Below are 24,405 nucleotides of genomic sequence, written 5' to 3'. Positions count from 1 at the left end.
GAGAACAATTATTAGGTGAATAATTTAATCTAATAATTGCTAAATATAGTCATAGTTTGCTTCATTTGTCACTCTTCATAAACCATCATGTCTTATACAATTTCTGATAGTTGTCCAACCTGTAATAATTGTCGAATTGAATGTCCAACCGATGCCATTAAAACAGAAAATGGAGAATATTGGATCGATCAAGAAAAATGTAATAGTTGCGAAGGTTATTATGAAGAACCGCAGTGTGTTATCCAATGTCCAATTAGTAGTCCAACCCCCACCCAAGCCAAAAAAGGAAGATATAAAAACGTCACGAGAATACCCACATCTCCTGAAGTATTTATCAACGGAAAAAATACACCTTTTGCCTCATCAATGATCATCTGGGAAGCTTGTACAGTCTTAACTTGTGCCTCAGTGCTTCCTTGGGAAAAAGACAGCGAAGGAAACCTTTATTATGAACGGCCAGTAAAACAAGGACAAGGAACAATTATCTTTCGATTAGACGATAATTTAGACACACAATTATCAGAAGAAGTTAACTATTTATCCGATCCTATTAAACTAGAATGTATTGATATTCGAGCAGCTTGCTTACATCTTTTATTTGCTGGATATGCAACAACATTAGAAAAACCTTGGGAGGAAAAATTTGTTATTAGCGATCAACAAATTGAACAATATTTAGGACTAGATAAAAGAAAAGACCTAAGTAAAGCCTCGAAATTAAGCCTAATTAAACTATTAATCCAACAAACCTGTCAAATATTAGCCACAATTGACTGGCCGCAACAAGGAAAAGTGAAAGAGTTTACCGTCCCAGAAAGTCGCATTTGGGAACTATCAGAAATCAAACATCACTTCCAAGAAGATGATTTAGGCTGTCAACATTTAATCGGTTTAACCTTTACCTTACAACCAGGAATATGGGCAAAATACTTCTTAAATAAACAAGGATATAGTAAGAGAGTCGCCTTCTATCAATATGGATCTTTACCCCAATTTTTGTTAAGTAGTGTCATGAGTATTTGGCAACAACATCCGGGGGCAGTAAGAATGATGCTCTGGTTACTATTTAAGAGTAAAATGGGGCGCAAACAATGTATTACCATCCCTACCCTAATGCGTGTAGCTTATGGTCAACAAAGGATCGCCCAAGCAGACATTCAACGAGAGCAACGAAAACGGCTTATACGCACCTTTGAAAGCGATCTAGAAGTATTAAACCATTACGGACTAAAACCCCTATTTGACCCCGTTTCCTACCCAGAAAGCATACAACCCCTCTGGGTAAAATTAGAGCAACTCCCCGACGATGCAGACGAAGCACTAGACTTTTGGATTAACGATGGTTGCCAAGAACATCGTTTAACCGACTCCGGACCGCGAGGAAAATGGAATTGGTTAATGAAAGCAAGAATGCTCAACTTTGAACTTCCCCCAGAATGGGAAGAACAATTAATTAAATTTGAACAAAAAAAACAACGGAAAAATAAGCGTAAAACCCTTACCAAAAAACCCCCTGAGTTCACTGCACAGCAAATCTTAGACGCAAGAAAAAGTAAAGGATTAAGTCAACGGGCCCTCGCCAAACAAATCGGTAAAAGTCAAAGTTGGATTCGGGATCTCGAAAATGGCCGTTTTTCCGCCAAACCAGGGGATCGCGAAATGCTCCAAACTGTTCTAGAATTGTATTAATGGTAAATTATTATTATATTATTAAAAATGGCCGAAAAAGGTTTATCATAGTACTTATGTTCTGAAAATCAGGGAAACTGTATGGAACCTTTAACCCCGGCCCAAAAAGAATTGTACGACTGGTTGATCAAGTATATTAGCGAGAATCAACACGCCCCTTCCATTCGTCAAATGATGAAAGCCATGAATTTGCGATCGCCCGCTCCGGTGCAAAGTCGCCTAGAAAGGCTGAGAAACAAAGGCTATATCGACTGGATAGAAGGTAAAGCCAGAACCCTAAGAATTTTACACTATCAATCCCGAGGAATTCCCATTTTAGGAGCGATCGCAGCCGGGGGGTTAGTGGAACCCTTCAGGGATGAACAGGAACGCTTAGACCTCTCCCATGTGCTTCATGGTAGCAATTATTGGGGTTTAAGGGTGACAGGGGACAGCATGATTGAAGATTTAATCACCGATGGGGATCTCGCCATTATGCGTTCCTTAGACCCCGACGAAACATTAAAAAATGGTGAAATTGTTGCCGCCAGAGTAGAAGGAGTAGGAACCACCTTAAAGCGATATTATCAAGAAGGAGAAATAGTCATGTTGAAGCCTTCAAATCTCAATTATCAACCCATAGAACTCAAAGCGAATCAAATAGAAGTTCAAGGAATCTTAATCGGAGTTTGGCGAGGCTATTAAATTGAATTTGTCGAAACAACTGTGATCTTCAAGTCGCCAAATGAGTTTCTTCTAGAAGACAAAAGTAGGGACTTAATAGTATTAAGTCCCCAAGTGGTGAAAAATAATGTGTGGTACACTGAATAATGGCGGTAATGTCCGTAAGAGTGTCAACGGCCTCAACTATTTAGGTAATGTAAAATATATGGAAAATATACCCAATCACCTCAGCAGAATTGATGGGCAGTTAGGAAAATTAATCATATTAGGATTTCCCTTTGAAGAGCTTGCTACTAATGCTTCCTTTGAGGAGATGATTTACCTATTTTTACATAATCATCTTCCTAACAAAAATGAACTAGATAACGTCACCAAAAAACTATTATCCCATCGGTATCTTGACGAAAAAATATTAGATGTTCTCAAAAATGCAGCCGCTCAGAAGATTGAACTGATTGAAGGAGTGAGAATAGGTGTTAGCTGTCTGACAATGGATATGGAGTCCCATCGCATCGATAAAGAAGGGATTAACGGCGCACTAAAAATTATTGCCTCAGTTCCGATTATTACAGCAGCCTATTGGCGGTTACTTCAAGGTCAAGCGGTTGTCACCCCCCACCTGGAATTAAGCCACACAGCTAACTACTTATATATGCTCACAGGGGAAGAAACCTCCCCCGAAGATGTCAAAACCCTAGAAATTTATCTTAATACCGTCATTGAACACGGCATGAATGCCTCTACCTTTGCTGCACGGGTAGTCATGTCCACTCGCTCCGATTTTGTTTCTGCTGTGACGGCGGCCATTGGTGCTATGAAAGGAGTATTGCACGGAGGTGCGCCAGGCCCTGTATTAGATATGTTGCTAGAGATGCAAAAATCAGGGGATATCGAAGGTTATTTGCGTCATAAGTTTGAGAACAGAGAACGGTTGATGGGGTTTGGTCATCGGGTGTATCGGGTCAAAGATCCCAGAGCTATTTTACTCTCACAAGTGTCAGCCGATGTCTGGAAACGTAGAGAAGATAAGGAATTTTGGGGTTTAGCCGTTGATGTGGAAACCACTGCACTAAGGTTACTCAAGGAGTATAAACCCAATCGCAGAATTGAAACCAATGTAGAATATTACACAGCCTTAGTGTTGCATGGGTTAGGACTGCCCACTCCCTTGTTTACCTCAACCTTTACCGTCAGTCGGGTTGTTGGTTGGTTAGCCCACTGCTTGGAACAGTTAGAACTCGATCGCATTATTCGTCCTGGTTCCGTTTATACAGGCCCCACTGAGCAAAAATGGTGTCCCATAGAAGATAGATAATTCTTGCAGTTTGACGGGGAAAGGGGAGACGAGGAGACACAGGGAAGAAAAATATTTCTTCCCAAGAAACCCAATAAAATCAACAATAAATATCAGAAATTAAAGAAAAACTTTAGGTTTATTTGTTCCAATCTCTGCCTTAATTTTTTATAATAAATTGTAAGAAATAACTTCAACTCGCCACAGGAACTTATCTAATGAGTAGCGATAAAAATGGAGAATTGCCCCTCTGGGTAAAAGATCGAAATACAGTCTTAGCCCATGATCAAGGAGTTAAATGGCGTAACGGAGAAAAGCCAGACTATTCCCACACCGACCAATATTTACACAAAGAAAGTAAACACAATCATGCCCCAGGTTCCTTAGAGGCGATCGCTCAAAATTTGGTGAGAACCTTTGAAATGGAAGCCTCCCATAAAGCCGATCCTCAGCAATGGTTATCCATTGTTGTCGATAAATTCCAAATGAGTAGCAACGGGGGGCCTATTTACAGCGCACAAGATGTAAGTGATCAAGGGACTTATAACCTGTTTATCGATAAAACTCCAGGTTACGATCCAGACGCAGAAGACTTTGAATCTTCCTTTGAACTGTTTCATAAAGCCTTTCCCAATGGCTTTTTATGGGAACTGATCGAAGTGCTATCTGGTCCACCAAATGTTACCTTCAAATGGCGACACTGGGGAACCTTTAGCGGTCCATATCAAGACCATCAACCCACAGGAGAGACCATCGAAATTAGAGGTATGAGTGTGGCTAAACTCACCGACGATCTCAAAATTCTCTCAGTCGAACACTATTTTGATAATAGCACCTTCCTCAAAAAGCTAACTTCCGGTTGTCCGGTTGCCCATTAACTAGGATTTTCTAATTTTTGGGAGTTAGAGTAGGTCAAAAGATAAATAAGTTGAATCTATAAAGAGAACTGAGAAAACAAGTTTTTCTCGGTTCTTCTTAATTGTGATTCCAAAGAACGAAAAATATAATAAAATATATAATTAATTTTTAATTGTTAATTGTTAAGATTCAGCAAAAAGATACAATAAGTAACCCCCCATAACCAAGCCCAAAATATTTGGTAGCCAACCTGCTAAAATAGGGGAAATTAAACCCATTAACCCTAAACTTCCAATCAGGAAACCTAACAAATAATAAGCAAAAATAATCACCACACTTAAACCGAAACCAGTTCCCCGACTCATCTGTTGAGGAGTAGATCCTAAAGCCGAACCAATAACCCCAAACACCACACAAATAAAAGGAAAAGCTAATTTTTGTTGAATTCTGACCTGAAACGTCCGTAATTTTTTATCATCTCCCATCATCTTTAAAATTTTCATATACTGCCTAGCCTGAATAATATTCATTTCGTAGGGATCACGACCTTGTAATGCAAATTCAAAGGCAGCCTTACTTAAAGGTAACTGTCGGTGTTCAAAAGGATCAGCCTCTTGATAAGAAGCATCAGGAGATAATTGATAAATAGTTCCGTTAAAAAAATCCCAAGTTTCTTCTTGTCCATTCCAGGTTGCTGAGTCTGATACCACAATACGATTTAATCTTGCTTCTAACCACTCTAAAACCGTTAAAGTTCTCAGATGTTGACCATCAAACTGTTCCGCAAAAAAAAGATGTTTTAAGCGTTTTGTCTTGTCTCCATTGGGTAAAATAACCTGTTCATAATCAGGATAAAAGATGTCCTTATTTTGCCAATAAGGATGTTCTTCTTGTAAATACTCCACTAAAATCGCTGTAGCCCGATAATTGGCTGCCGGAACCACCAATTCACTCACCAAAAATGTCACCCCTGTCACCAATAAACTCATCACCACAGCCGGAATAATCAGACGATAAAGACTTACACCACAACCCCGAAAAGCAATTAATTCGCTATCATTACTCAACCTTCCGTAGGTTAATAACGTACTTAACATCACAGAAATAGGCAAAGCATAGGCCGTAAACTCCGGCACCTTTAACAGCAAAATTTCTGAAGCTTGTATTAAAGGCAAATTAGAATCTACTACCTTATCGGCTAAGTCTGATAAATAGCCGATGGCTACCCCCAAAACAGAGACTAAACCCACAGAAAACAGCAACGGATTAATCAATTGTGAGGCAATATAGCGATCCATCAGGGATAAAGACCAACCACCCCATAGCGATCGCATAAAGCGACCTATATCTCTAATAACTTTCATGGCCATGGGTTTTCGGGTCATTGTTCATCTGTGTTAGTGACGGATAAGGAAAAGGTGAGTTGCAAAAGCACTAGAAGAACCTTAACTCTTGGATTATTTTCCTTTGCTTGCGTTACAATTTGTAACAATAGTAACTCCTCTTAGATTGTAATCATAATGGTAATCAAAACCGCTCTAATTACCGGCGCATCTTCGGGCATTGGACAAGCATTTGCCGAAGAATTAGCAGTTTCTGGGACTAATCTCATTTTAGTTGCTCGCTCCCAGGACAAACTAGATAAATTAGCTAAACAGTTAAAGGAAACGGCATCTATCAATGTTGAAGTCATTGTACAAGATTTAACCGAACCCCAGGCAGGGCAAAAGGTGTATAAGCAGGTTCAAGATCAGGGGTTCAGGGTAGATTGTTTGATTAATAATGCCGGATTTGGGGATTATGGTCCGTTTGCTGAACGAGAATTATCGAAACAGTTAGAGATGATTCAACTCAATGTGACTGTTTTGGTGGAGTTAACCCATTTATTCTTATCTCCAATGCAACAACAGGGACAAGGTAGTATCGTCAATGTAGCTTCTATTGCTGGTTTTCAAGCTTTACCATATTTATCCACTTATGCAGCTACAAAGGCGTTTGTTCTCAGTTTCACAGAAGCATTATGGGCAGAAAATAAGGACAAAGGGATCAATTGTTTAGCCTTATGTCCGGGGCCAACAGAATCAAATTTCTTTGAAGTTGCTGATTTTCCTCAAAGTTTTGAAAATAAAAATAATGGCAGTTTAACATCAGCGCAAACTGTGGTTAAAGATGCACTCAAAGCTTTAGAAAATAAGCAAGCAAATGTAGTAACAGGAGGCATTACTAATAACTTAATCGTCAATAGTTCTCGCTTCTTTCCTCGAGAATTTTTGCTCCAGGCTGTAGAAAAACAATTTAGAGCATAACTAATTACCTTAGCATTTAAAAGAAAAGGGTTATCTACTGTGAAAAACAATAAATAACCCTGTGCATCTTCATGCACTTGCTTTTTGAATCTGAGATAATTATCTTCTGTTTTTCCTTTAGCATCAATAGTTTAGATAACAGCAATCATGTGATTATTGTCAATATATAAAAAATAGAAAAAAGGGTTTATTTATTGTAAAAAACAATCAATAAACCTTTGCTGTTTGTATGCACCCGCTTTTTGAATCCTGTATTTATTATATTCTCTTTTTCTATTAGCCTCAATAGTTTAGATCACAGCAATCATATAATTAATATCAATATAGAAAATAGATAGAAAAGAGGCTATTTACTGTGAAAACAATAAATAACCCCCTGGTGTTTGTATGCACCAGTTTTTTGAATCCTGCGTTTATTATCTTCTCTTTTTCTCTTAGCTTCAATAGTTTAGATCACAGCAATCATGTGATTAATATCAATATAGAAAATAGATAAAAAAATGGGTTATCCATTGTGAAAAAATAAATAACCCCCTGGTGTTTGTATACACCCTCTTTTTGAATCCTGCATTCATTATCTTCTCTTTTTCTCTTAGCCTCAATAGTTTAGATCACAGCAATTATGTGATTAATATCAATATAGAAAATAGATAAAAAAAATGGGTTATCCATTGTAAAAAACAATAAATAACCTCTTGGTGTTTGTATGCACCCGCTTTTTGAATCCTGCATTTATTATCTTCTCTTTTTCTCTTAGCCTCAATAGTTTAGATCACAGCAATTATGTGATTAATATCAATATAGAAAATAGATAAAAAAAATGGGTTATCCATTGTGAAAAAATAAATAACCTCTTGGTGTTTGTATGCACCAGCTTTTTGAATCCTGTGTTTATTATCTTCTCTTTTTCTCTTAGCCTCAATAGTTTAGATCACAGCAATCATGTGATTAATATCAACCTTGGGTCAAAATTCGTTGTAAAATAAGCACCGAAGGAAAGATTATGGACTATCTTCCTTAATCAAAGTAATTAGTAAGCATTCGGAGAAAATCGTGGACTTATCACTCATTCCGGCTCAACCTGAACCTGGTCTAATCAATGTTTTAATTGAAATTCCTGCAGGAAGCAAGAATAAATACGAATATGACAAGGATATGAACGCCTTTGCTCTCGATCGCGTTTTGTTTGCCTCGGTACAGTATCCTTACGACTATGGGTTTGTTCCCAATACCTTAGCGGATGACGGTGATCCTTTAGATGGGATGGTGATCATTGATCAACCCACTTTCCCCGGCTGTGTGATTGCAGCTCGTCCCATTGGTATGTTAGAAATGATCGATGGTGGCGATCGCGATGAAAAAGTGCTTTGTGTCCCTGTAGAAGATCCACGCTTTGCTGAAGTAAAATCTCTTAAAGACATTGCTCCTCACCGTTTAGAAGAAATTGCGGAATTTTTCCGTACCTATAAAAATCTGGAGAAAAAAGTCACAGAAATTTTAGGTTGGAAAGACGTTGATGCTGTAATGCCTTTGGTTGAACAATGCGTCCAAGCTGGAAGTAAATAATTACTTCATGGGGATGAAGAATTAAACCTTTATCCCCTAATGCTAATCTCGATCAAGTTTAATTGCTGTTTAAAACAGAAAGCATTACTATCTAAATATAAGTCTTTATTTTTGTTTATCCACTATGTTTGTCAAATCTACAACTCGTCACGTTCGTATTTATACTGCTGAAATTCAAAACAATGAATTGGTAGAAAGTGATAATATGCTCACTTTGGATGTTGATCCCGATAACGAATTTAACTGGGAGGAAGATGCTTTACAAAAAGTTTATCGTAAATTTGATGAGTTAGTAGAGTCTGCCAGTGGTGAAGAATTAAGCGATTATAATTTACGTCGTATCGGTTCAGATTTAGAACATTTTATCCGCAGTCTTCTTCAAAAAGGTGAGATTAGTTACAATCTAAAAAGTCGTGTCCTTAACTATAGTATGGGACTACCTAAAGTTGAAAGTCCAGACACTGAAGGAGCTTACAATCTCTAATATTTAAAGTTTCAAAGTTCCAATAACTTGAACAATGAGAATAGACGATTATTGTAGTCACTAGACTTACAATACAATCGAAATTCTCTTTTTTTTTAACATTATTTCATATCCTTAATTGTCATTCCGAGGGAGGAGGAATCTTCTTAACTTCCTAACCATAATGCGTACTGCTATCTGAATGTTATCAATAAATAAAAACTATATAATTTAAAAAATTAATATAATCTCTATTGATGATTTACACTTGTTTACAAAGATAACTTTTCCTGGATTTTGCCAAAATATGACTAAATTTGAGATTTGTGTTTTTTTCAAAAAATGCTAAAGTGGAAATGTAGAGTTATCTCTCGAAATCTGTCTAGAAATCGAGAAAACACCTCAAACCCTCCACGTTGCGTTGAATCAAGTAATTGGGGCGATCTCGACAAATATAAACCAGAATTATCCAAGCTAAATATTTATATAATCTATTTAAACTAATTTACAGTGGTTTACAAAACCAACTTTTCCTTAATTTTGCCAAAATATGACTAAATTTGAGATTTGTGTTTTTTTCAAAAAATGCTAAAGTGGAAATGTAGAGTTAACCCTCGAAATCTGTCTGGAAATTAATAAAACACCTTAAACCCTCTGTCTATTATCAATTATCAATTGTCCACGGGGAAAGACCATCCTAAACGAGTGGGTTGCTCATAAATTTTTTTTAAAGTGTTGACATCCCTAGAAGAAATAGGAATTGATGAACTAACTTGTGAAAAATAAAGGACATCGTTTTCTTCTAAACTATGACCCCAAATTCCCAACCCGTGACCTAACTCATGACGTGCAGCAGATAGAGTAGCAACTTTACTTAAACGGGGGCTAATTTGTATTATCATCTTGTGCAAAAGCTGATTGTCGTCAATATAAAACTCATAGCGAGCTTGAGCAGTTCTAGCACGAGGAATGTCTAATTGTCCTGTTTCTGGATCGATTTGCACATCCATAGGAGGATCATTTCTTTCTATGATAATATCAGCTAATTCTGCTCTGTCAACTTCCGTCATCGGTAAATAAGTATTCCATTCAGTAATGGACGTTTCAACGGCATTAACCCATTGATTAAAGCGACGAGTTGTAGCAGCAGTATCATTAGGATTATTGGGACGATCAAAATAGATTTTTATAGGAAATTTTGACCACAATAAATGTCCCACTACACTGGGTTCAATTTGGTCAAAATAGTCTCCTGAATAGGGTTGATCTTGCCATTGATTTAATGAGGATGGGAAGGGATGGTTTTGTAGAGGAGGTAAAGATTTTTCTAAGTCTTTGTCTAACCCAGAAGATGGCGTAATTGTCAATAAAAATAGACAGATAATTACCAAAATTTTTAGTAATGGTTTCAAATTGGACTTAGATTTTTTCTTCTTTGTAGATAAAAATTTTAACATACAAATAGTAACACACCTTTCCAAGCTTTAACAATCAATGATTTAAAATTGAACTTGACGACGAGCTAATCTTTTTTTTATCCAGTTAATACAACTATCAGCATTAAGAAACAAAGTTGGTGCAGCAATATTTCTCAATTCATGAGAAGGATAATGATCATAAGAACATCTTTTTCCTTGTTGATGAATAATAATTAATGTATTTTGATAAGTATAACGTTGCTCAAAATAATCATCTTCTTTTAAATTAACACTGTATTGATTAAGATGTTGTTGAGCAATTTCTCTAATATCACCTAATGTATTAGAACAAATTCCTGCTGGATTTTTTGCTTTATGAAATTCATCATCGTACCCTTGTGATGATAATAAAGCATAGGAATAAATCAACTCACCACTAACTTTTGTCAACAGAAAAGGAATAATTAGATATCCTTGATAACTACTGGATTTTTCGTAAAAAAAACGATTCATATTTAACTTTTACTTAGGTTGAATAAATTTAAAGTACAACAACAAAAACTGAATTAATTACCTAGAAAATTCTTAATAGAAATATTCCTCTATAACACTGACACAATTCTTATATTTGTAAGAGTAATTTTCAAATAGTTCTTACAAAAAACATAACTCACTCACAGTCTGTGTCATATTCGTTATAAATTTGAGGCTATGGTCAGTATATCAAAAAATGTACTCTTGGCAAATACCCAAATTAAATCATTTACTTATTGGTGATTAATAAATAAGGTACTTATTGCTTTGAGAGTACCATTAAATTGTAAATTCATCAAATTTAATAACATCAGAATTAGGTTGACGAGTATCAAAATAATAACTACTGACTGTTCCTTTTTCTGTGTCTAAAATACTAAAGACTGTTATATTGTTACTAGCAATATAAGGTAAAGGATTATTATTTTCATCTGTTAAAGGTGATAAATTAGGAATAATTGCTTTAAGTCCATTAGGATCACCTAGTTCAACATAATTTGACGGAGAGTAATCAGGAGGTATTTGTCTTTTATTATCCCCTAAATGTGCGCCATAACTATTACCAACATTAGAAGATTCTAGAAAATTCAGACCATTTACATTTAAAAAACGGTTCCAAAGATGAGAGTGACCATAGAAAACTAAATTAACTTTTGCTGTTTCTAAAAGTGGGATTAAATCCCGAATAATATAATCATTTTTCTTGGGATATTGATAGCGAATTTCTGTTATATTGCCATCACTATCATAATTAGTATTGGGGATGGGATTAGTATAAGGTGGAACAATATTTCCTCCCAAAGTATGGGCGGGATGATGAAACATAACAATTGTGTATTTTGCTTCTTTAAATGCTTCGCTTTTTAGTTCTTTTTCTAACCATTGATATTGTTCACTTCCCTTTTCAATTGATTCAAAAATATGTTGACCATAACCCCAATTTTCAGGCTTATTTAACTCCCTGTCTGATTCTTGATATCTTCCTTCAACACTATTTCTTAGATTAGGAGAACGCCAGATATTAGTTACTTGTAAAACTACTAAACGAATATCCCCAAAAGTAATAGCATAGTAATGACTATTATCAGATTCATTTTGAGGTAAAGAAAAAATTTCTTCATAAGTATCCGTATTAAAAGAATTATTTTTTATCCAGTTACTTTCAATATCAGGATCAGCATCAGGATTAATACTATCAGCTTTTTGTAAGTAAATATTTTTAGCAACCTGTTTAGGTATAGCATTAACAAACTGTTGACTTAATCTCTTATTGTCTGACCATTTACCCATGACTTCATGATTACCAATGGCAGGAAATAAAGGAGCAAATTGAATCAATTGGCCACCTTCATAAACTGTATTGTCTATACTATAGTTAGCCAAACCTTGAAGACAGGGAAAAAATGCACCACCCCTTCGATCATCAAACCATTCCGAAGAGCGATCGGGAATATCCACTAAATCACCAGCTAAAAAAATAGCATCAATTTTACCAATAGTTTCCACAACTTTTTGTAAATTTGCTGCCACCATCGGCTTTAATTGATGGTCAGAAGTTAATAAAATTTTTAAAGGTGTTTTCTTTTTGGGAGAAGAACTTAGAGAAAAAATATTACTTTCAACTTGCTCATTATCAATAAGACTAGCAACTTTATAAGGAACTTTCTCCCCTTGATTTAATCCGATAATTTCTCCTTCATGTCGCCAGATATTTCTTCTTGTGGTCTGATAATAATCCTCTTTGACGTTTGAACCTTGATCTTCTCTGGTACGACTTAATAAAGTGGTATTAGCTATGATTTCCTTATCTAAATTCTGTCCATAAATTATTTTGTGATCCACTCCAGCAAATTCAGTAAACCAAACAACTTTAACCGATGAAGTTGTCGGAAACTGTAAAAAAGGATCGGTTAGTAAAGAATAAGAGGAATTAGAATTAGTAGAAGGCATTTGTATAACCAGAAAAAAAGTAAGGATAAATAATAGAGTAGGAATAATTTTAAAAAAATGGAAGTTTCTGAGCAACATTTAACTTTCACAACTCAATCTTAAACAGCTAAAAAGATAGTAGAGGAGGAAAAATAAAGAAAAAAATTAATAATATCTGGGAAAAACAGGTTACAGATCAAGAAAAGCTTGCTAAACTAAACTAGATAGCTAATGAATCTACCTATGAAGATTCTTGTCATTTCATCCCTTTTTCCCTATCCCCCAATACAGGGAAAAGCCCAGGTGAGAACCTTTTCCTTTCTTAAACATCTTAATACAAACCATGACATTACCCTAGTAACCCAAGAATCTGAACAAGTCTTAGAAGAAGATATTGATGCGCTGCAAGAGCAGATAAAGAACTGCGTTGTCTTTCCTCCCGTTACCCATCCAGAAAATAGTAAAGGTTTCTTAGAAACAGCTAAACAACTGGGGGTCTTTGTGCAACAAGGAACACCACCTGGAGTTTTGTCTAATTATTCCCAAGCCATTCAAAAATGGATAGATGAAGCGATCGCATCTGAAAAATTTGATCTTTTATTATGCGAGGGTAGTGCCAACGAAATCTATTTTAGACCCGAATGGCAACAAAAAATTCCCACAATTATTGATATCCACCGTTCTGTTTATGGAATATATAAACATCAAGTCGAAACCAATGGTAATGATAGTGGATTAAAAGAACAATTAAGTTTACCGATATTACGTCGTTATGAAAAACAATATTGTTATAAATTTGCTGCTGTGATAGTAGCAAATCAAACCGAACAAAAAATCCTAAAAAATTTAAAAATAGAAGTTCCCATAACCCTTGTACCCAACGGATTAAACTTACAAGTCTTTCCCAAACGTCTCAGCAACAAGTCAGGACACCGCATTACGTTTGTTGGTACAATGGATAAACCGGCTAATATTGATGCAGCGCGGTTTTTTAGCTTAGAAGTCTTCCCAAAAATTCGTCAACGCTATCCCGATGCAATCCTTGATATAGTAGGAAGTCGTCCTGTCCCAGAAGTCTTGGAATTAAATAAACTCTCAGGGGTAAATGTCACCGGACAAGTCCCTTATCTTCTCGATTATCTTCATAACACCACTGTCTGTGTCATTCCTATTCGCAACAGTATTGGTACAAAAATGCGAACCCTAGAAGCATTGGCCACAGGAACCCCAATAGTAGCTAGTGATTATGGTTTAGAAGGATTATCCGTTGATAGTCCAGGACATCCTTTAGCGGCCATGCGGGCCAACGATGTGGATGAATATGTTTATGCAGTCGGTCGTCTCTTTCAAGATGAAAAACTGCGGGAAAAATTATCCAACAATGGACGCGCTTTAATAGAAAATGAATATACTTGGGAACAAATGACTCAACGCTATGAACAAGTATTGCTAGACACCTATAGTAAGTTTCAGTGAAGTGGGAAGGGTGAGAAATGTCCAGAGTGTGGGGAGTGTGGGAAGGGTGGGGAGTGTGGGAAGACAAGAAACAACATTAATATTTTCCCCCCATCTCCCAGTCCCCCAGTCCCCCAGTCTCCCAGTCCCCTATCCCCCAGTCCCCCAGTCTCCCCTATCCCCCATCTCCCAGTCCCCCATCTAATCATGTCTAATCCTCAAATTGCTGCTATCATCTGTACTCATAACCGCGATCGCTATTTAGGTGATGCTATCGAAAGTCTTTTGGCCCAAGAGGGTGTTAATTATGAAGTCCTGATCGTCGATAATGGCTCCATAGACAATACAAAAGAGGTTGTCAGCCCATTTTTATCAAAATCTCAAGTTAGATACGTTTATGAGCCGATTCTAGGGTTATCAGTTGCCCGTAATCGTGGGGCAAAAGAAACCACCGCGCCGATTTTAGCTTATCTCGATGATGATGCGATCGCCTCTCCTCAATGGTTACGAGTGTTAGTTGCTGCTTATGAACAGAAGGAAAAATTAGCGATCGCAGGGGGTAAAGTTACCTTAATCTGGCCCGACAAGCTCACCCCTCCTAATTGGATTTCTGAGGGGTTAGCAGGGGCTTTAGGGGCTTATGATTTAGGGGAAAAAGTAGTTTCTATTAGCAACCCTCAACTGACCCCCAGAGGCTTAAATTATTCGTTGCGACGGTCATTTTTAGAGAAAATTGGTGGTTTTGATGCTAATTTAGGAAGAGTCGGCAAAAAACTGCTTTCCAATGAAGAGTTATTTATGACAGAATTAGCCTTAAATCAAGGATGGGAGGTTGCCTATCTTCCCGAAGCCCTGGTTGCCCATAATGTTGCCCCAGAAAGGCTACAGCGTAGTTGGTTTTTAAGTCGTAGTTGGTGGCAAGGAGTGAGCGAATGTTATCGAGAAGAAATTGCCGGACGAACCGGTATTGAGCAGTTAGGAAGGGGAGGAGAAAGATTAATAAGAGGTCTATATAAATCCTTAAAATATGTTAGTAATCCTGCACAAAGTTTTGATAATTTAGTTTACGCTTACGGTCAAATTGGCTATTTAAAAGAAGCCCTACAATTACTCTTTCAACCTTCTCAATCTTCAAAAAAATAACAAAATAAAATGGGACAAAAAACAGCTTTGATTTGTGGTATTTCTGGACAGGATGGTGCTTATTTAGCTCAATTTCTTTTAAACCAAGGTTACATCGTGTGTGGAACCTCACGGGATGCCCAAATGTCCTCATTTCAAAACTTAGTTCGTTTAGGAATTCGAGAGCAAGTAAAAGTGGAATCAATGGCACTCAATGACTTTCGTAGTGTGCTACAAATTCTTTATAAAATTGAACCAGATGAAGTCTATAATTTAGCTGGTCAAAGTTCTGTGGGATTATCCTTTCAACTACCGGTAGAAACCTTAGAAAGTATTGCCACTGGTACTTTAAATTTACTCGAAGCCATTCGTTTTACTGGCGCAGCAATCAAATTTTATAATGCAGGTTCCAGTGAATGTTTTGGGGATATTGGCATAACTCCTGCCGATGAATTAACTCCTTTTCGTCCTCGTAGTCCTTATGCTGTAGCTAAATCTGCGGCCTTTTGGGAGGTAGCTAATTATCGAGAAGCTTACGGCATTTTTGCTTGTTCTGGTATTTTATTTAACCACGAATCTCCCTTACGTCCCCAACGTTTTGTTACTCAAAAAATTGTTGCTGCTGCTTGTAAAATTGCTCAAGGTAATTCCCATCAATTACAACTAGGAAATGTTAACATCAAACGGGACTGGGGTTCGGCCCCTGAATATGTTCAAGCCATGTACTTAATGTTGCAACAAACCCAAGCTGATGATTATGTTATTGCTACAGGGCATAGTTATTCTTTAGAAGAGTTTGTCATCGAAACCTTTAATTGTTTAGGTTTGAATTGGCAAGATTATGTTAGCAGCGACCCCAATTTATTTCGTCCCACCGATATCAGTTATAGTTGTGGCAACCCAAGCAAAGCAGAACAAAAATTAGGTTGGAAAGCGCAGCATAAAATGCCAGAGGTAGTTAAAATGATGGTAGAAAATAGACTTAAAAATCAGAAGGGGTAGGAACCAAGAAAACTCCTACCCCTTAATTGATTAATTCAAGAAATTGGACTTAAAAACGGCCACCACCACCACGATTTTCTCTTTCTCTGGCTTTATTAACCTTTAAAGTCCGACCCATCCATTCAGCACCATCTAAGTCAGCAATTGCTTTTTCTTCTTCCTCGTCAGATTTCATCTCCACAAAAGCAAAGCCACGCATACGCCCACTTTCGCGATCCGTAGGAATGTGAACACGTTTAACTTGGCCGTACTCAGCAAAGACGTCATTAAGGTCTTCTTTGGTTACTTCATAGGATAGGTTTCCTACATAAATTGACATTTTCGATTATCTCCGTATATCTAGAAGGATTGTAGAGCTTTAGTCGTCGGAGAGAATCGTACAAAGGCTGAAAGGGGTATACCCGTCAATGCTGATAACAAAATCTACTACCGAATACTTAGTTGTCTCGACTTATAATATAACATATTTTTGTCATCCCTATCAGAAACAATTTGCTGTTAATTTTCATTCGTCGAGATTGAAGAACTAAAAAAGATATAAAATAGGATCGATTTATGAAAACAACCAGGTTGTTATTTTTTGGGATAAACAATGAAATTATTAATGATTTGTGCTACTTTTCCTTATCCTCCTAGTCGAGGGGGAACTCAAGTCAGAACATTTAACTTATTAAAACAGTTAAGTCATCATCATGAGATTACTTTAGTTACCCAAAAGGCTGAAGATGTTACTGAAGAAGAAATAGAAGCTTTAAAGGGTTGGATCAAAAGTTTAATGTTATTTCCTCGTCCTAATAATCCCAACTCAGGAATTGTAGAAAAAGTCAAGCGGTTTTGTCAATTTTTCCTGACAGGAACTCCTCCGAATGTTTCTTTTTTATACGATAAATCGATTCAAAACTGGGTTGATGAAGCTGTTAAAAATAATGATTTTGATGCTATTACTTGTGAACATAGTGTTAATGAAATTTATATTCGTCCTCATTGGAAAAACAAAATAAAAACAGTGATTAATAGTCATAGTTCTGTTTATCGTACTTGTCAACACCAACTAGAAACCAATACGTCAGAAAATCATCAACGAGATCGCCTTTATTTACCTTTATTAAAACGCTATGAAAAACGGGTTTATCAAAAGTTTTCTAGTATCGTTGTTACTACAGATGACGATTATCAACAATTAAAAGAATTTAAAATAAATAGTCAAGTTTCTGTGCTTCCTAATGGGGTTGATTTAGAGATTTTTCCTCAGCGAAATAATGATCCAGGAGGTCATAATTTGATTATTACAGGAGGGATGGACTATGTAACTAATATTGATGCTGCTTGCTTTTTTAGTCAAGAAATTTTCCCTTTATTGCGTGAAAAATATCCTGATGTTACTTTAAGCATTGTTGGGGCAAACCCTTCTGAATCTGTACTAAAATTAGGAGAAAAAATAGGAATTACAGTAACAGGAAAAGTGCCATCAATGGCCGAATATTTACACAAAGCAACGGTGTGTGTTATTCCTTTAAGGTCAGGATTTGGTATTAAAAATAAGACCTTAGAAGCAATGGCCGCAGGGGTTCCTATTGTGGCAAGCGATCGGGGTTTAGAAGGAATGGAAATTGATGGAGAGAATACGCCTTTAAGAGCATTACGAGCTAATACAATAGAAGAATATGTTACAGCAATTAGTAATTTATTTGAAGATGAAAAATTGCGTCAAACTTTATCACAAAATGGACGAAACTATGTTGAAAATAATTACACTTGGGAAAGTATAGGGAAAAAATATGAGAAAATAATTATTTAAAATAACTCTAAATGAAGAGACTTTTCCTAAACAAAATATTAAGTAGGGTGCATTAGGAAAACTATATTTTTTTGGTAGTTACTATAATTTTTTTGTGCCATAATGCACCAAAAACTTGCTTTTTGGTGTATAAGATAACAGTTTAATTGATTGATTTGTAGGGAAATAATAATATTATGTCCTTATTTTTTATCTTATTATTTCACAACAAGTCTAAAAATTCATCAATATTTAACTCACAATCTTTCAAAATCTTAGCAAATAATCCTTTTCCAATGGTTTCTTTCCCATGAACAGGAATAACAGTTCTTCTTCCATCAGAATGAATTAAGAAATGATGACTTCCTTTGATTCTAGCAACAGTGAATCCAGCTTTTTTCAAAGCTGATATCATTCTTTTTCCTGTTATTGCTGGAATATTACTCATGAGTTAATTGTGATTCTTTGTACTGCAACAAACTCTAAAGGTTCAAAGTCTTGGTTTTCCATTTCTAAGCATAATTCGATAGCTTCTTTTATCCTTTCTATTAATTCATCATAGCTTTTTGCTTGAGTATGACATCCTTTTAGAGCAGGAACAGAAGCAACTAAATAGCCATCTGCATCTTTTTCAATGATTACATTAAACTGTTGTTTCATTTCTAATATAATTGATTACTTTATTTTTGCGTGATTTTTTATGTTCTAGTCTTTCTAAACTATTATATCATTGTTATTTGTAAATATTTTTAAAATTATCATCTAAAGATATATAATTACCGCTTCTTTTTCAACTTGATGACGAAAATAACGACTTAATTCTGCTGAAGTTGTTAAATCAGCTTAATAAATACATAGTTTCTTTATAAGAATTATAATCGGACAGAGACATTAAAATAACAGGTTCTTGATCATTGTCAGCAAGAATAATCGGAGTATTATCTTGACAAACTTTTTCCATTAACTTTGGTAATTTTTCCTTGATTTCTGTGTAATTGAATTGTTTCATATCAGAGGCTAGAAAAATATTTTGTTAATATTTACTTACTTTTTATTATATCAAACAATTAAAAAGAGTAAAATAATAAAAGAAACTCAAAGATTGAAACTTCATGAAGACTAAAAAAGAAACATGGAAATGTGTAGAAGGGTGTGGGGCCTGTTGTAACTTAGATCCAAGCGATCGCCCCGACTTAGAAGAATATTTAACCCCAGAAGAATTAGATAATTATTTCAGTTTAGTAGGAGAAGAAGGATGGTGTATTAATTTTGACCATGAAACCCGAAAATGTTTAATTTATGAAGAGCGTCCCCGTTTTTGTCGCGTACAACCCGATAGTTTTCAACAAATGTATGACATTGATCCCTCTGACTTTAACGACTTTGCCATTGAATGTTGTCGCCAACAAATAGAAGGAGTTTACGGAGGCAAAAGTACCGAGATGAAACATTATAATAGAGAAATTACTCAAAACAACTAACCACAGTAAGGAGGTTCGCCCATCGATACCATTTACGGAAACCTGCAAGGGTTAAAAAGCAGTCAAATTAAGCAGTTAAAACGACTTTATCATCAAAAACTACGAGGCGATCGCTTCACGTCTCCAGAGTTTGCCCAAAGACTGGCCTCCGTCAGTTCCGATCTCGGTCAAGGAGTATGCGCCTATATTAACCGTCGTGGCCAGGTTATTCGGGTGGGAGTGGGGACTCCTCGACAAACCCAAATACCTGCCCTAGAACTGCCACGTTATGGGGCTGAACGGCTTTGTGGTATTCGCTGCATTGCCACCCAACTAAAAAGCGATCCCCCCAAAGAGTCCAGTTTGACCGCGATGGTACTGCAACGTCTGGATAGTTTGGTGATGTTATCCGTCACCTCAGAAGGGAAAATGCGACGGGGTGGAGGGGCAACCGGATACGTCAAAGAGGCTTATATTGCCCATTTACTGCCCCCTTCAGAGTTTAACCCCAACCATGCCTATTATTGGACTGTTTCCCCGGCCATGACCCTAGAAACCCTCTCAGAACAGGACTTTTTCGGCTTGGTGGAAGGGTTAGAAGCGGAGTTTCGTCGGGAATATGTTGCCCAGCAGGTAGAAGGAGATCACGAACGAGTGGTTATTGTTGGCTTACAAATGGACAAAATGAGCGATCGCACCTTTGCCGAGGAGTTGGCCGAAGTAAAACGACTGGTGGACACTGCTGGTGGAGAAACAGTAGAAACTATCGGACAAAAACGCCCTAAACCCCATCCTCAAACCCTTGTGGGAAAGGGTAAGGTAGAAGAGATCGCTTTACGGGTGCAAACTTTAGGGGCTAATCTAGTGGTGTTTAGTTTGGACTTATCTCCTGCACAAGTTCGCAACCTGGAAACCCAGTTAGGTGTTAAAGTGGTTGACCGGACGGAGGTTATTTTAGATATTTTTGCCCAACGGGCCCAGTCACGGGCCGGTAAGTTACAGGTGGAGTTGGCCCAGTTAGAATATATGTTGCCTCGGTTGGTTGGTAGGGGTCAAGCTATGTCTCGTTTAGGGGGTGGTATTGGAACCAGAGGACCAGGAGAAACCAAGTTAGAAACGGAACGTCGGGCTATTCAACGGCGTATTTCTCGGCTGCAACAAGAGGTTAATAAGTTACAGTCTCATCGTTCTCGTTTACGTCAACAGCGTCAAAAACAAGAGGTTCCCAGCATTGCGATCGTTGGTTATACCAATGCGGGTAAGTCTACTTTGATCAATGCGTTAACCAATGCAGAAGTCTATACCGCAGATCAACTATTTGCGACTCTTGATCCGACAACTCGCCGTTTATCTGGTATTGATGATAACACAGGACAACCTTACACTTTTTTGTTAACAGATACGGTAGGATTTATTCATGAGTTACCCCCATCTTTAGTTGATGCTTTTCGCGCTACTTTAGAAGAGGTAACAGAAGCGGATGCGTTGTTACATTTGGTTGATTTATCTCACCCTGCTTGGCAACATCATATACAATCAGTGATGAATATTTTACAGGAAATGCCTTTAGTTCCTGGTCCTATTTTATTAGTGTTTAATAAGATTGATACGGTAGATGGAGAAACTTTAAAGGTTGCACAAGAAGAGTATCCTTTAGCTGTGTTTATTTCTGCCAGTCAAAGATTAGGTTTAGAAACGTTACGTCATAAGTTGAGTCAGTTGGTTCAATATGCGTTGAATAATTCTAGTTTTTAACAGTTATCAGTTACCAGTTACCAAACATTGAACATTGAACATTTTGGTTTCAAGCCTCTCCCTTTAGGGAGAAAAAAGTTTGGTAGAGGTTTCAAGCCTACTTCCAAACGAATGATAAATGATAAATGATAAATGAAATGACCAGTTATCAGTTATCAATTTAAGATTGTTTGACTGTCTATCTGAATATCTCGAAAAGCTAAGGGAGAAATAACCCCTTGAGTCAAGTTAAATTGTTTTAAATAACAATTATTTTCTGGTTTTTGAAAGACTATTAATTGACTGTTTTTAAGATCAACAATCCAATACTCCTTAATCTTAGCAAGAGCATAAATTTTTTGTTTGGTATCAAGATCATATTTTAATGTGGTGTCTGAAACTTCAATCAGTAACTCAATATCTTCTGGATAAGGATGACGATTATCATAACGTTCTAGGGGAAGTTTTGCTATGATAATATCTGGTTCAGGTTCAGAATCAAAAAGTGTAATCGGATGTGCCTCAAAAATGATTGCTTTTCCTCTTAATTTTTCTCTAAAATAGTCAGCAGTCTTAAAAGTTACTCTTCTGTGAAAGGGTTTTTCTGGAGTCATTTTCATTATTTCTCCTGCAATTAATTCCACCTTTTTTTCTGCTAGAATACCAGCAGTAATCATGTTATGATAATCTTCTATTGTCCATTTTACTAATGTTGGCATAGTCATAACCCAGGAAAACTCTTGGCTTTCATTATTATTCGTAAAGTTTAACACACTTTTTGATATTTACTTTCAATATGTAAAACAATACTGTACAATAAAAAATAGTCAAATAATTAAAGGTACTTGTGACTTTTGGCTAAACTGTCTCCCGAATCATTAACCAAAATTTTTAGTTGACAAAGACGATTAATAGAATTGATTGCTGAAATAAAAATAACAGAATTTAATCTGTTTGAACAATATGGTGAAACAGAGGAGACACTACCAGAATTAGAACAAATACAGAATTGTCTCGAAAGATTAACAAATCCTTACTCTCGCCTCTATACCTTAACTTTAAGAATTGCTGAATACTATCCCATCGCTCCTTCTGCTATCCTGGAATTATTGGATGAAACCATTGAACAAGCTGAAATCTCAGTGGATGTGGTAGAAGCCAGTCTTTCTGAAACTAAAAAAAACTAGGGTTTATCATGACTAATAAATCTTGTGTTCCCGATCTAGAAACAAGAAGTAAAAATGTTACTCAATGGAGAGAAGCTTGCAGAAAACTAGATTTAGTGACCTTGAAGTTTGATGAATTAATTGCCATGATAGAAGCTGATTTACGTCAGCAAAAGTTAGAAAAATTACAAAATAAAAATAAGTCAGAAATATAAACTATCACGACTAATTTTTGAATTTCTTAAAAAGCTTGTATCCATTCTTTTATTTCATAATCTGTCCAAATTCCATTTTTCCAATATGGATCATTTTCAATTAATGCCCTGACTTTTTCGTGGTTTTCTGCGTCATAAATCCCGAAAACTTTAGTATTATCTTTAGTGGGTCCGAGGGTAACTAAAATTCCTGCTTCTTTTTGCTGTTTTAAACCCTCTAAATGATCTTGACGGTAAGGGGTTCTTTTTTCTAAAGCATTTTCGCAGTAACTACCAAACAAAATGTATTTAGCCATAATTTTAAACTATCAGAAATAAGATAAGACAACTAACATTCAATTGTCTAAGTGTTTTGTTGACTATACCATATTATAATAATCTTACAAAATCTTGAGTTAAGGTTTAGCTAATATAAAATCAATGTAATGACTGAAACTCCTCCACCTAATACTAATCAATCTGAGGATAGTGGTTCTCTTGTTCCTTACTCTCAATCATTGTCGGATATTGATATAATTAAGCAAGATATTGCCCAGAGTATTGTATCAGCTAAAAATCTAGAAGAAAAGAGAGAATTATTAAAGATGAGGGCTGAGTTAGAATATCAAATAGAAACCTCAAAAAATAATCAATATCAACGTGACTTACAACAAGCTAACGAAGTTACACTAAAATTAGGTAGTGTATCAAGTATAGTAATAGGTTTTGTATTCATTGGACTTCAGATTTTTGTTAAACTATATTCTACTGGATATGTTGGGATATTTTTTATTTTACTTGGTTTGGTTACGCTTCTCGAATACTCACCCTCAGATGTTTCAAGTTTATTAGAAAGTTTTGGCAATTATATGACAAAAACTAACAAAAATTTACCACCATCTAATTCTGAAGAAAATCAAAGTTAATAAGAGGAATATTACAATGGATGAATCTAAAAAAAATAAAAAAATTTCCTTACAAGATATAGATGAATATGATTTACAAGATGTAAATGATTTCCATATATTGGGAAAAACTAAGAGTAATTTTTCTTTGCAAGACGTATTAAAATTTGACAAAAACGTATTTATTGGCTTTGGTTTACTTATTTTTGCTATTTACTTAATTAATATATTAACTCGTCCTGAGATTTCTCAAGACATACAAGGATTTTTAGTAGTAATTATTGGTTTATTATTGATTGTAGCTATTGACTTTTTTAAGAAAGCTTCAAATTATACAAGTTCTAATCTTCAAGTACCTTATCCAACAATAGAGAATAATTATTACTACAATTACAACGGAGAAAATGTATATCACAATACAGTAAATACTTATTATTCTTCAAAAGAAAATCTCCAAAAAGTTGCCACAGAAATTAAAGAAATTATTGAAACAGTTTCCCAAAATATAACAGATTTAGATGTTGAAGAAATGCAAATTATTGAGGCAGAATTAATTGAAAAAATTAAACATAATGAACCAGAAATAACTAAAGATTTAACAGCTAAAGACTTGTCTATTGTCGCTAAAACTATTGAACGAATGGAACAAGATCAACCTTTAAAACAAAGAGTTATTGGTGCTTTAAAAGCTGGAGGTCATGAATCATTATTAGAATTGACAGATAATCCTTTAGTTGCAACTGCAATAAGTTCTATCAAAGGTTGGATGGAAAATAAAACAGATATCAATAATTGAGATATTAAAAGTAAAAATGAGAATTATGGATAACTTTTAAGGTACTAAAATGGTGGGTTACGACGGATATTTAT

The 24,405-nt window shown here is 35.9% G+C and carries 27 protein-coding genes; 17 read left to right on the top strand and 10 right to left on the bottom strand.

Features of this window, described 5'->3' with window-relative positions:
- The first annotated feature begins 87 nt into the window (after positions 1 to 87).
- The 4 genes from QNJ66_RS00135 to QNJ66_RS00120 all read left to right on the top strand — a co-directional run bounded on the left by QNJ66_RS00135 (position 88) and on the right by QNJ66_RS00120 (position 4,524).
- The gene (locus QNJ66_RS00135; RefSeq protein WP_300501808.1) at positions 88 to 1,689 is read left to right on the top strand and encodes a helix-turn-helix domain-containing protein; all 1,602 of its coding nucleotides are present in this window, start codon (positions 88 to 90) and stop codon (positions 1,687 to 1,689) included.
- 81 nt (positions 1,690 to 1,770) lie between these two features.
- Complete coding sequence (lexA, locus tag QNJ66_RS00130; RefSeq protein WP_300501806.1) at positions 1,771 to 2,373, top strand: transcriptional repressor LexA; 603 nt, start codon at positions 1,771 to 1,773, stop codon at positions 2,371 to 2,373.
- A gap of 106 nt (positions 2,374 to 2,479) precedes the next feature.
- Entirely contained in the window at positions 2,480 to 3,667 is a 1,188-nt protein-coding gene (locus QNJ66_RS00125) for a citrate/2-methylcitrate synthase (protein ID WP_300501804.1), read from the top strand.
- A gap of 197 nt (positions 3,668 to 3,864) precedes the next feature.
- Complete coding sequence (locus QNJ66_RS00120; protein ID WP_300501802.1) at positions 3,865 to 4,524, top strand: ester cyclase; 660 nt, start codon at positions 3,865 to 3,867, stop codon at positions 4,522 to 4,524.
- A 162-nt stretch (positions 4,525 to 4,686) separates the two neighbouring features.
- On the opposite strand, the gene QNJ66_RS00115 is transcribed toward QNJ66_RS00120, so the two are convergent.
- Positions 4,687 to 5,838 (bottom strand): LptF/LptG family permease, encoded by a 1,152-nt coding sequence (locus QNJ66_RS00115; RefSeq protein WP_300501961.1) that lies wholly within the window; start codon positions 5,836 to 5,838, stop codon positions 4,687 to 4,689.
- A gap of 186 nt (positions 5,839 to 6,024) precedes the next feature.
- Here QNJ66_RS00115 and QNJ66_RS00110 point away from each other — a divergent pair, with 186 nt between their 5' ends.
- The 3 genes from QNJ66_RS00110 (at position 6,025) to QNJ66_RS00100 (ending at position 8,860) form a co-directional block, all read left to right on the top strand.
- Entirely contained in the window at positions 6,025 to 6,810 is a 786-nt protein-coding gene (locus QNJ66_RS00110) for an SDR family oxidoreductase (protein ID WP_300501800.1), read from the top strand.
- 1,053 nt (positions 6,811 to 7,863) lie between these two features.
- A complete protein-coding gene (locus tag QNJ66_RS00105) occupies positions 7,864 to 8,376 on the top strand; it encodes an inorganic diphosphatase (protein ID WP_300501798.1) in 513 nt (170 codons plus the stop codon).
- A 124-nt stretch (positions 8,377 to 8,500) separates the two neighbouring features.
- On the top strand, positions 8,501 to 8,860 hold the full coding sequence (locus QNJ66_RS00100; RefSeq protein ID WP_300501796.1) for an NAD(P)H-quinone oxidoreductase subunit M: 360 nt from the start codon (positions 8,501 to 8,503) through the stop codon (positions 8,858 to 8,860).
- 650 nt (positions 8,861 to 9,510) lie between these two features.
- Here the strand turns inward: QNJ66_RS00100 and QNJ66_RS00095 are convergent.
- The 3 genes from QNJ66_RS00095 to QNJ66_RS00085 all read right to left on the bottom strand — a co-directional run bounded on the left by QNJ66_RS00095 (position 9,511) and on the right by QNJ66_RS00085 (position 12,741).
- On the bottom strand, positions 9,511 to 10,296 hold the full coding sequence (locus tag QNJ66_RS00095; protein ID WP_300501794.1) for a peptidase: 786 nt from the start codon (positions 10,294 to 10,296) through the stop codon (positions 9,511 to 9,513).
- Positions 10,297 to 10,338: 42 nt separating this feature from the next.
- Positions 10,339 to 10,770: a hypothetical protein gene (locus QNJ66_RS00090; protein WP_300501792.1), complete on the bottom strand. Its 432-nt coding sequence runs from the start codon at positions 10,768 to 10,770 to the stop codon at positions 10,339 to 10,341.
- 300 nt (positions 10,771 to 11,070) lie between these two features.
- The gene (locus QNJ66_RS00085) at positions 11,071 to 12,741 is read right to left on the bottom strand and encodes a metallophosphoesterase (protein ID WP_300501790.1); all 1,671 of its coding nucleotides are present in this window, start codon (positions 12,739 to 12,741) and stop codon (positions 11,071 to 11,073) included.
- Between the two features lie 222 nt (positions 12,742 to 12,963).
- On the opposite strand from QNJ66_RS00085, the gene QNJ66_RS00080 reads away from it, so the two are divergent.
- The 3 genes from QNJ66_RS00080 to QNJ66_RS00070 all read left to right on the top strand — a co-directional run bounded on the left by QNJ66_RS00080 (position 12,964) and on the right by QNJ66_RS00070 (position 16,299).
- Entirely contained in the window at positions 12,964 to 14,196 is a 1,233-nt protein-coding gene (locus tag QNJ66_RS00080) for a glycosyltransferase family 4 protein (RefSeq protein WP_300501788.1), read from the top strand.
- 186 nt (positions 14,197 to 14,382) lie between these two features.
- Positions 14,383 to 15,318 (top strand): glycosyltransferase family 2 protein, encoded by a 936-nt coding sequence (locus QNJ66_RS00075; RefSeq protein WP_300501786.1) that lies wholly within the window; start codon positions 14,383 to 14,385, stop codon positions 15,316 to 15,318.
- 9 nt (positions 15,319 to 15,327) lie between these two features.
- Complete coding sequence (locus QNJ66_RS00070; RefSeq protein WP_300501784.1) at positions 15,328 to 16,299, top strand: GDP-mannose 4,6-dehydratase; 972 nt, start codon at positions 15,328 to 15,330, stop codon at positions 16,297 to 16,299.
- 49 nt (positions 16,300 to 16,348) lie between these two features.
- Here the strand turns inward: QNJ66_RS00070 and QNJ66_RS00065 are convergent, their stop codons facing one another.
- On the bottom strand, positions 16,349 to 16,618 hold the full coding sequence (locus QNJ66_RS00065; protein ID WP_300501782.1) for an RNA-binding protein: 270 nt from the start codon (positions 16,616 to 16,618) through the stop codon (positions 16,349 to 16,351).
- 273 nt (positions 16,619 to 16,891) lie between these two features.
- On the opposite strand from QNJ66_RS00065, the gene QNJ66_RS00060 reads away from it, so the two are divergent.
- The gene (locus tag QNJ66_RS00060; RefSeq protein WP_300501780.1) at positions 16,892 to 18,097 is read left to right on the top strand and encodes a glycosyltransferase family 4 protein; all 1,206 of its coding nucleotides are present in this window, start codon (positions 16,892 to 16,894) and stop codon (positions 18,095 to 18,097) included.
- A gap of 202 nt (positions 18,098 to 18,299) precedes the next feature.
- Here the strand turns inward: QNJ66_RS00060 and QNJ66_RS00055 are convergent, their stop codons facing one another.
- The 3 genes from QNJ66_RS00055 to QNJ66_RS00045 all read right to left on the bottom strand — a co-directional run bounded on the left by QNJ66_RS00055 (position 18,300) and on the right by QNJ66_RS00045 (position 19,085).
- A complete protein-coding gene (locus QNJ66_RS00055) occupies positions 18,300 to 18,524 on the bottom strand; it encodes a type II toxin-antitoxin system HicA family toxin (RefSeq protein WP_300501777.1) in 225 nt (74 codons plus the stop codon).
- The gene (locus QNJ66_RS00050; RefSeq protein ID WP_300501775.1) at positions 18,521 to 18,736 is read right to left on the bottom strand and encodes a type II toxin-antitoxin system HicB family antitoxin; all 216 of its coding nucleotides are present in this window, start codon (positions 18,734 to 18,736) and stop codon (positions 18,521 to 18,523) included. Before QNJ66_RS00050 ends, QNJ66_RS00055 begins: the two co-directional genes overlap by 4 nt.
- A 178-nt stretch (positions 18,737 to 18,914) precedes the next feature.
- The gene (locus QNJ66_RS00045) at positions 18,915 to 19,085 is read right to left on the bottom strand and encodes a type II toxin-antitoxin system Phd/YefM family antitoxin (RefSeq protein WP_300501773.1); all 171 of its coding nucleotides are present in this window, start codon (positions 19,083 to 19,085) and stop codon (positions 18,915 to 18,917) included.
- 103 nt (positions 19,086 to 19,188) lie between these two features.
- On the opposite strand from QNJ66_RS00045, the gene QNJ66_RS00040 reads away from it, so the two are divergent.
- Positions 19,189 to 19,557: a YkgJ family cysteine cluster protein gene (locus QNJ66_RS00040; RefSeq protein ID WP_300501771.1), complete on the top strand. Its 369-nt coding sequence runs from the start codon at positions 19,189 to 19,191 to the stop codon at positions 19,555 to 19,557.
- A gap of 21 nt (positions 19,558 to 19,578) precedes the next feature.
- Complete coding sequence (gene hflX / locus QNJ66_RS00035; RefSeq protein ID WP_300501959.1) at positions 19,579 to 21,291, top strand: GTPase HflX; 1,713 nt, start codon at positions 19,579 to 19,581, stop codon at positions 21,289 to 21,291.
- A gap of 155 nt (positions 21,292 to 21,446) precedes the next feature.
- Here hflX and QNJ66_RS00030 read toward each other — a convergent pair whose 3' ends face one another.
- Entirely contained in the window at positions 21,447 to 21,989 is a 543-nt protein-coding gene (locus QNJ66_RS00030) for a Uma2 family endonuclease (protein WP_300501769.1), read from the bottom strand.
- A 198-nt stretch (positions 21,990 to 22,187) separates the two neighbouring features.
- Here QNJ66_RS00030 and QNJ66_RS00025 point away from each other — a divergent pair, with 198 nt between their 5' ends.
- Together QNJ66_RS00025 and QNJ66_RS00020 are read left to right on the top strand one after the other, a co-directional pair.
- Complete coding sequence (locus tag QNJ66_RS00025; RefSeq protein WP_300501767.1) at positions 22,188 to 22,457, top strand: hypothetical protein; 270 nt, start codon at positions 22,188 to 22,190, stop codon at positions 22,455 to 22,457.
- An 8-nt stretch (positions 22,458 to 22,465) separates the two neighbouring features.
- Positions 22,466 to 22,651 (top strand): hypothetical protein, encoded by a 186-nt coding sequence (locus QNJ66_RS00020; RefSeq protein ID WP_300501765.1) that lies wholly within the window; start codon positions 22,466 to 22,468, stop codon positions 22,649 to 22,651.
- 26 nt (positions 22,652 to 22,677) lie between these two features.
- Here QNJ66_RS00020 and QNJ66_RS00015 read toward each other — a convergent pair whose 3' ends face one another.
- Positions 22,678 to 22,947, bottom strand: coding sequence for a YciI family protein (locus tag QNJ66_RS00015; protein ID WP_300501763.1), 270 nt, complete (start codon positions 22,945 to 22,947; stop codon positions 22,678 to 22,680).
- Between the two features lie 129 nt (positions 22,948 to 23,076).
- Between QNJ66_RS00015 and QNJ66_RS00010 the strand changes: the two genes are divergently transcribed.
- Positions 23,077 to 23,556 (top strand): hypothetical protein, encoded by a 480-nt coding sequence (locus tag QNJ66_RS00010; RefSeq protein ID WP_300501761.1) that lies wholly within the window; start codon positions 23,077 to 23,079, stop codon positions 23,554 to 23,556.
- Between the two features lie 16 nt (positions 23,557 to 23,572).
- Positions 23,573 to 24,331 (top strand): hypothetical protein, encoded by a 759-nt coding sequence (locus QNJ66_RS00005; protein ID WP_300501759.1) that lies wholly within the window; start codon positions 23,573 to 23,575, stop codon positions 24,329 to 24,331.
- The last annotated feature ends 74 nt before the right edge of the window (positions 24,332 to 24,405 follow it).

The sequence above is a fragment of the Crocosphaera sp. genome (assembly GCF_030064895.1).
In the GTDB taxonomy this organism is placed as follows: domain Bacteria; phylum Cyanobacteriota; class Cyanobacteriia; order Cyanobacteriales; family Microcystaceae; genus Crocosphaera.
Note: the sequence above shows the minus strand (reverse complement) of the source record. Positions and strands in the feature narration are given on the sequence as shown.

Bases quoted from the DNA above. Each gene is read 5' to 3' on its own strand.
- QNJ66_RS00135 (WP_300501808.1), top strand. From the start codon at position 88: ATGTCTTATACAATTTCTGATAGTTGTCCAACCTGTAATAATTGTCGA.
- lexA (WP_300501806.1), top strand. From the start codon at position 1,771: ATGGAACCTTTAACCCCGGCCCAAAAAGAATTGTACGACTGGTTGATC.
- QNJ66_RS00125 (WP_300501804.1), top strand. From the start codon at position 2,480: ATGTGTGGTACACTGAATAATGGCGGTAATGTCCGTAAGAGTGTCAAC.
- QNJ66_RS00120 (WP_300501802.1), top strand. From the start codon at position 3,865: ATGAGTAGCGATAAAAATGGAGAATTGCCCCTCTGGGTAAAAGATCGA.
- QNJ66_RS00115 (WP_300501961.1), bottom strand. From the start codon at position 5,838: ATGCGATCGCTATGGGGTGGTTGGTCTTTATCCCTGATGGATCGCTAT.
- QNJ66_RS00110 (WP_300501800.1), top strand. From the start codon at position 6,025: ATGGTAATCAAAACCGCTCTAATTACCGGCGCATCTTCGGGCATTGGA.
- QNJ66_RS00100 (WP_300501796.1), top strand. From the start codon at position 8,501: ATGTTTGTCAAATCTACAACTCGTCACGTTCGTATTTATACTGCTGAA.
- QNJ66_RS00095 (WP_300501794.1), bottom strand. From the start codon at position 10,296: ATGTTAAAATTTTTATCTACAAAGAAGAAAAAATCTAAGTCCAATTTG.
- QNJ66_RS00090 (WP_300501792.1), bottom strand. From the start codon at position 10,770: ATGAATCGTTTTTTTTACGAAAAATCCAGTAGTTATCAAGGATATCTA.
- QNJ66_RS00085 (WP_300501790.1), bottom strand. From the start codon at position 12,741: ATGCCTTCTACTAATTCTAATTCCTCTTATTCTTTACTAACCGATCCT.
- QNJ66_RS00080 (WP_300501788.1), top strand. From the start codon at position 12,964: ATGAAGATTCTTGTCATTTCATCCCTTTTTCCCTATCCCCCAATACAG.
- QNJ66_RS00075 (WP_300501786.1), top strand. From the start codon at position 14,383: ATGTCTAATCCTCAAATTGCTGCTATCATCTGTACTCATAACCGCGAT.
- QNJ66_RS00070 (WP_300501784.1), top strand. From the start codon at position 15,328: ATGGGACAAAAAACAGCTTTGATTTGTGGTATTTCTGGACAGGATGGT.
- QNJ66_RS00065 (WP_300501782.1), bottom strand. From the start codon at position 16,618: ATGTCAATTTATGTAGGAAACCTATCCTATGAAGTAACCAAAGAAGAC.
- QNJ66_RS00060 (WP_300501780.1), top strand. From the start codon at position 16,892: ATGAAATTATTAATGATTTGTGCTACTTTTCCTTATCCTCCTAGTCGA.
- QNJ66_RS00055 (WP_300501777.1), bottom strand. From the start codon at position 18,524: ATGAGTAATATTCCAGCAATAACAGGAAAAAGAATGATATCAGCTTTG.
- QNJ66_RS00050 (WP_300501775.1), bottom strand. From the start codon at position 18,736: ATGAAACAACAGTTTAATGTAATCATTGAAAAAGATGCAGATGGCTAT.
- QNJ66_RS00045 (WP_300501773.1), bottom strand. From the start codon at position 19,085: ATGAAACAATTCAATTACACAGAAATCAAGGAAAAATTACCAAAGTTA.
- QNJ66_RS00040 (WP_300501771.1), top strand. From the start codon at position 19,189: ATGAAGACTAAAAAAGAAACATGGAAATGTGTAGAAGGGTGTGGGGCC.
- QNJ66_RS00030 (WP_300501769.1), bottom strand. From the start codon at position 21,989: ATGCCAACATTAGTAAAATGGACAATAGAAGATTATCATAACATGATT.
- QNJ66_RS00020 (WP_300501765.1), top strand. From the start codon at position 22,466: ATGACTAATAAATCTTGTGTTCCCGATCTAGAAACAAGAAGTAAAAAT.
- QNJ66_RS00015 (WP_300501763.1), bottom strand. From the start codon at position 22,947: ATGGCTAAATACATTTTGTTTGGTAGTTACTGCGAAAATGCTTTAGAA.
- QNJ66_RS00010 (WP_300501761.1), top strand. From the start codon at position 23,077: ATGACTGAAACTCCTCCACCTAATACTAATCAATCTGAGGATAGTGGT.
- QNJ66_RS00005 (WP_300501759.1), top strand. From the start codon at position 23,573: ATGGATGAATCTAAAAAAAATAAAAAAATTTCCTTACAAGATATAGAT.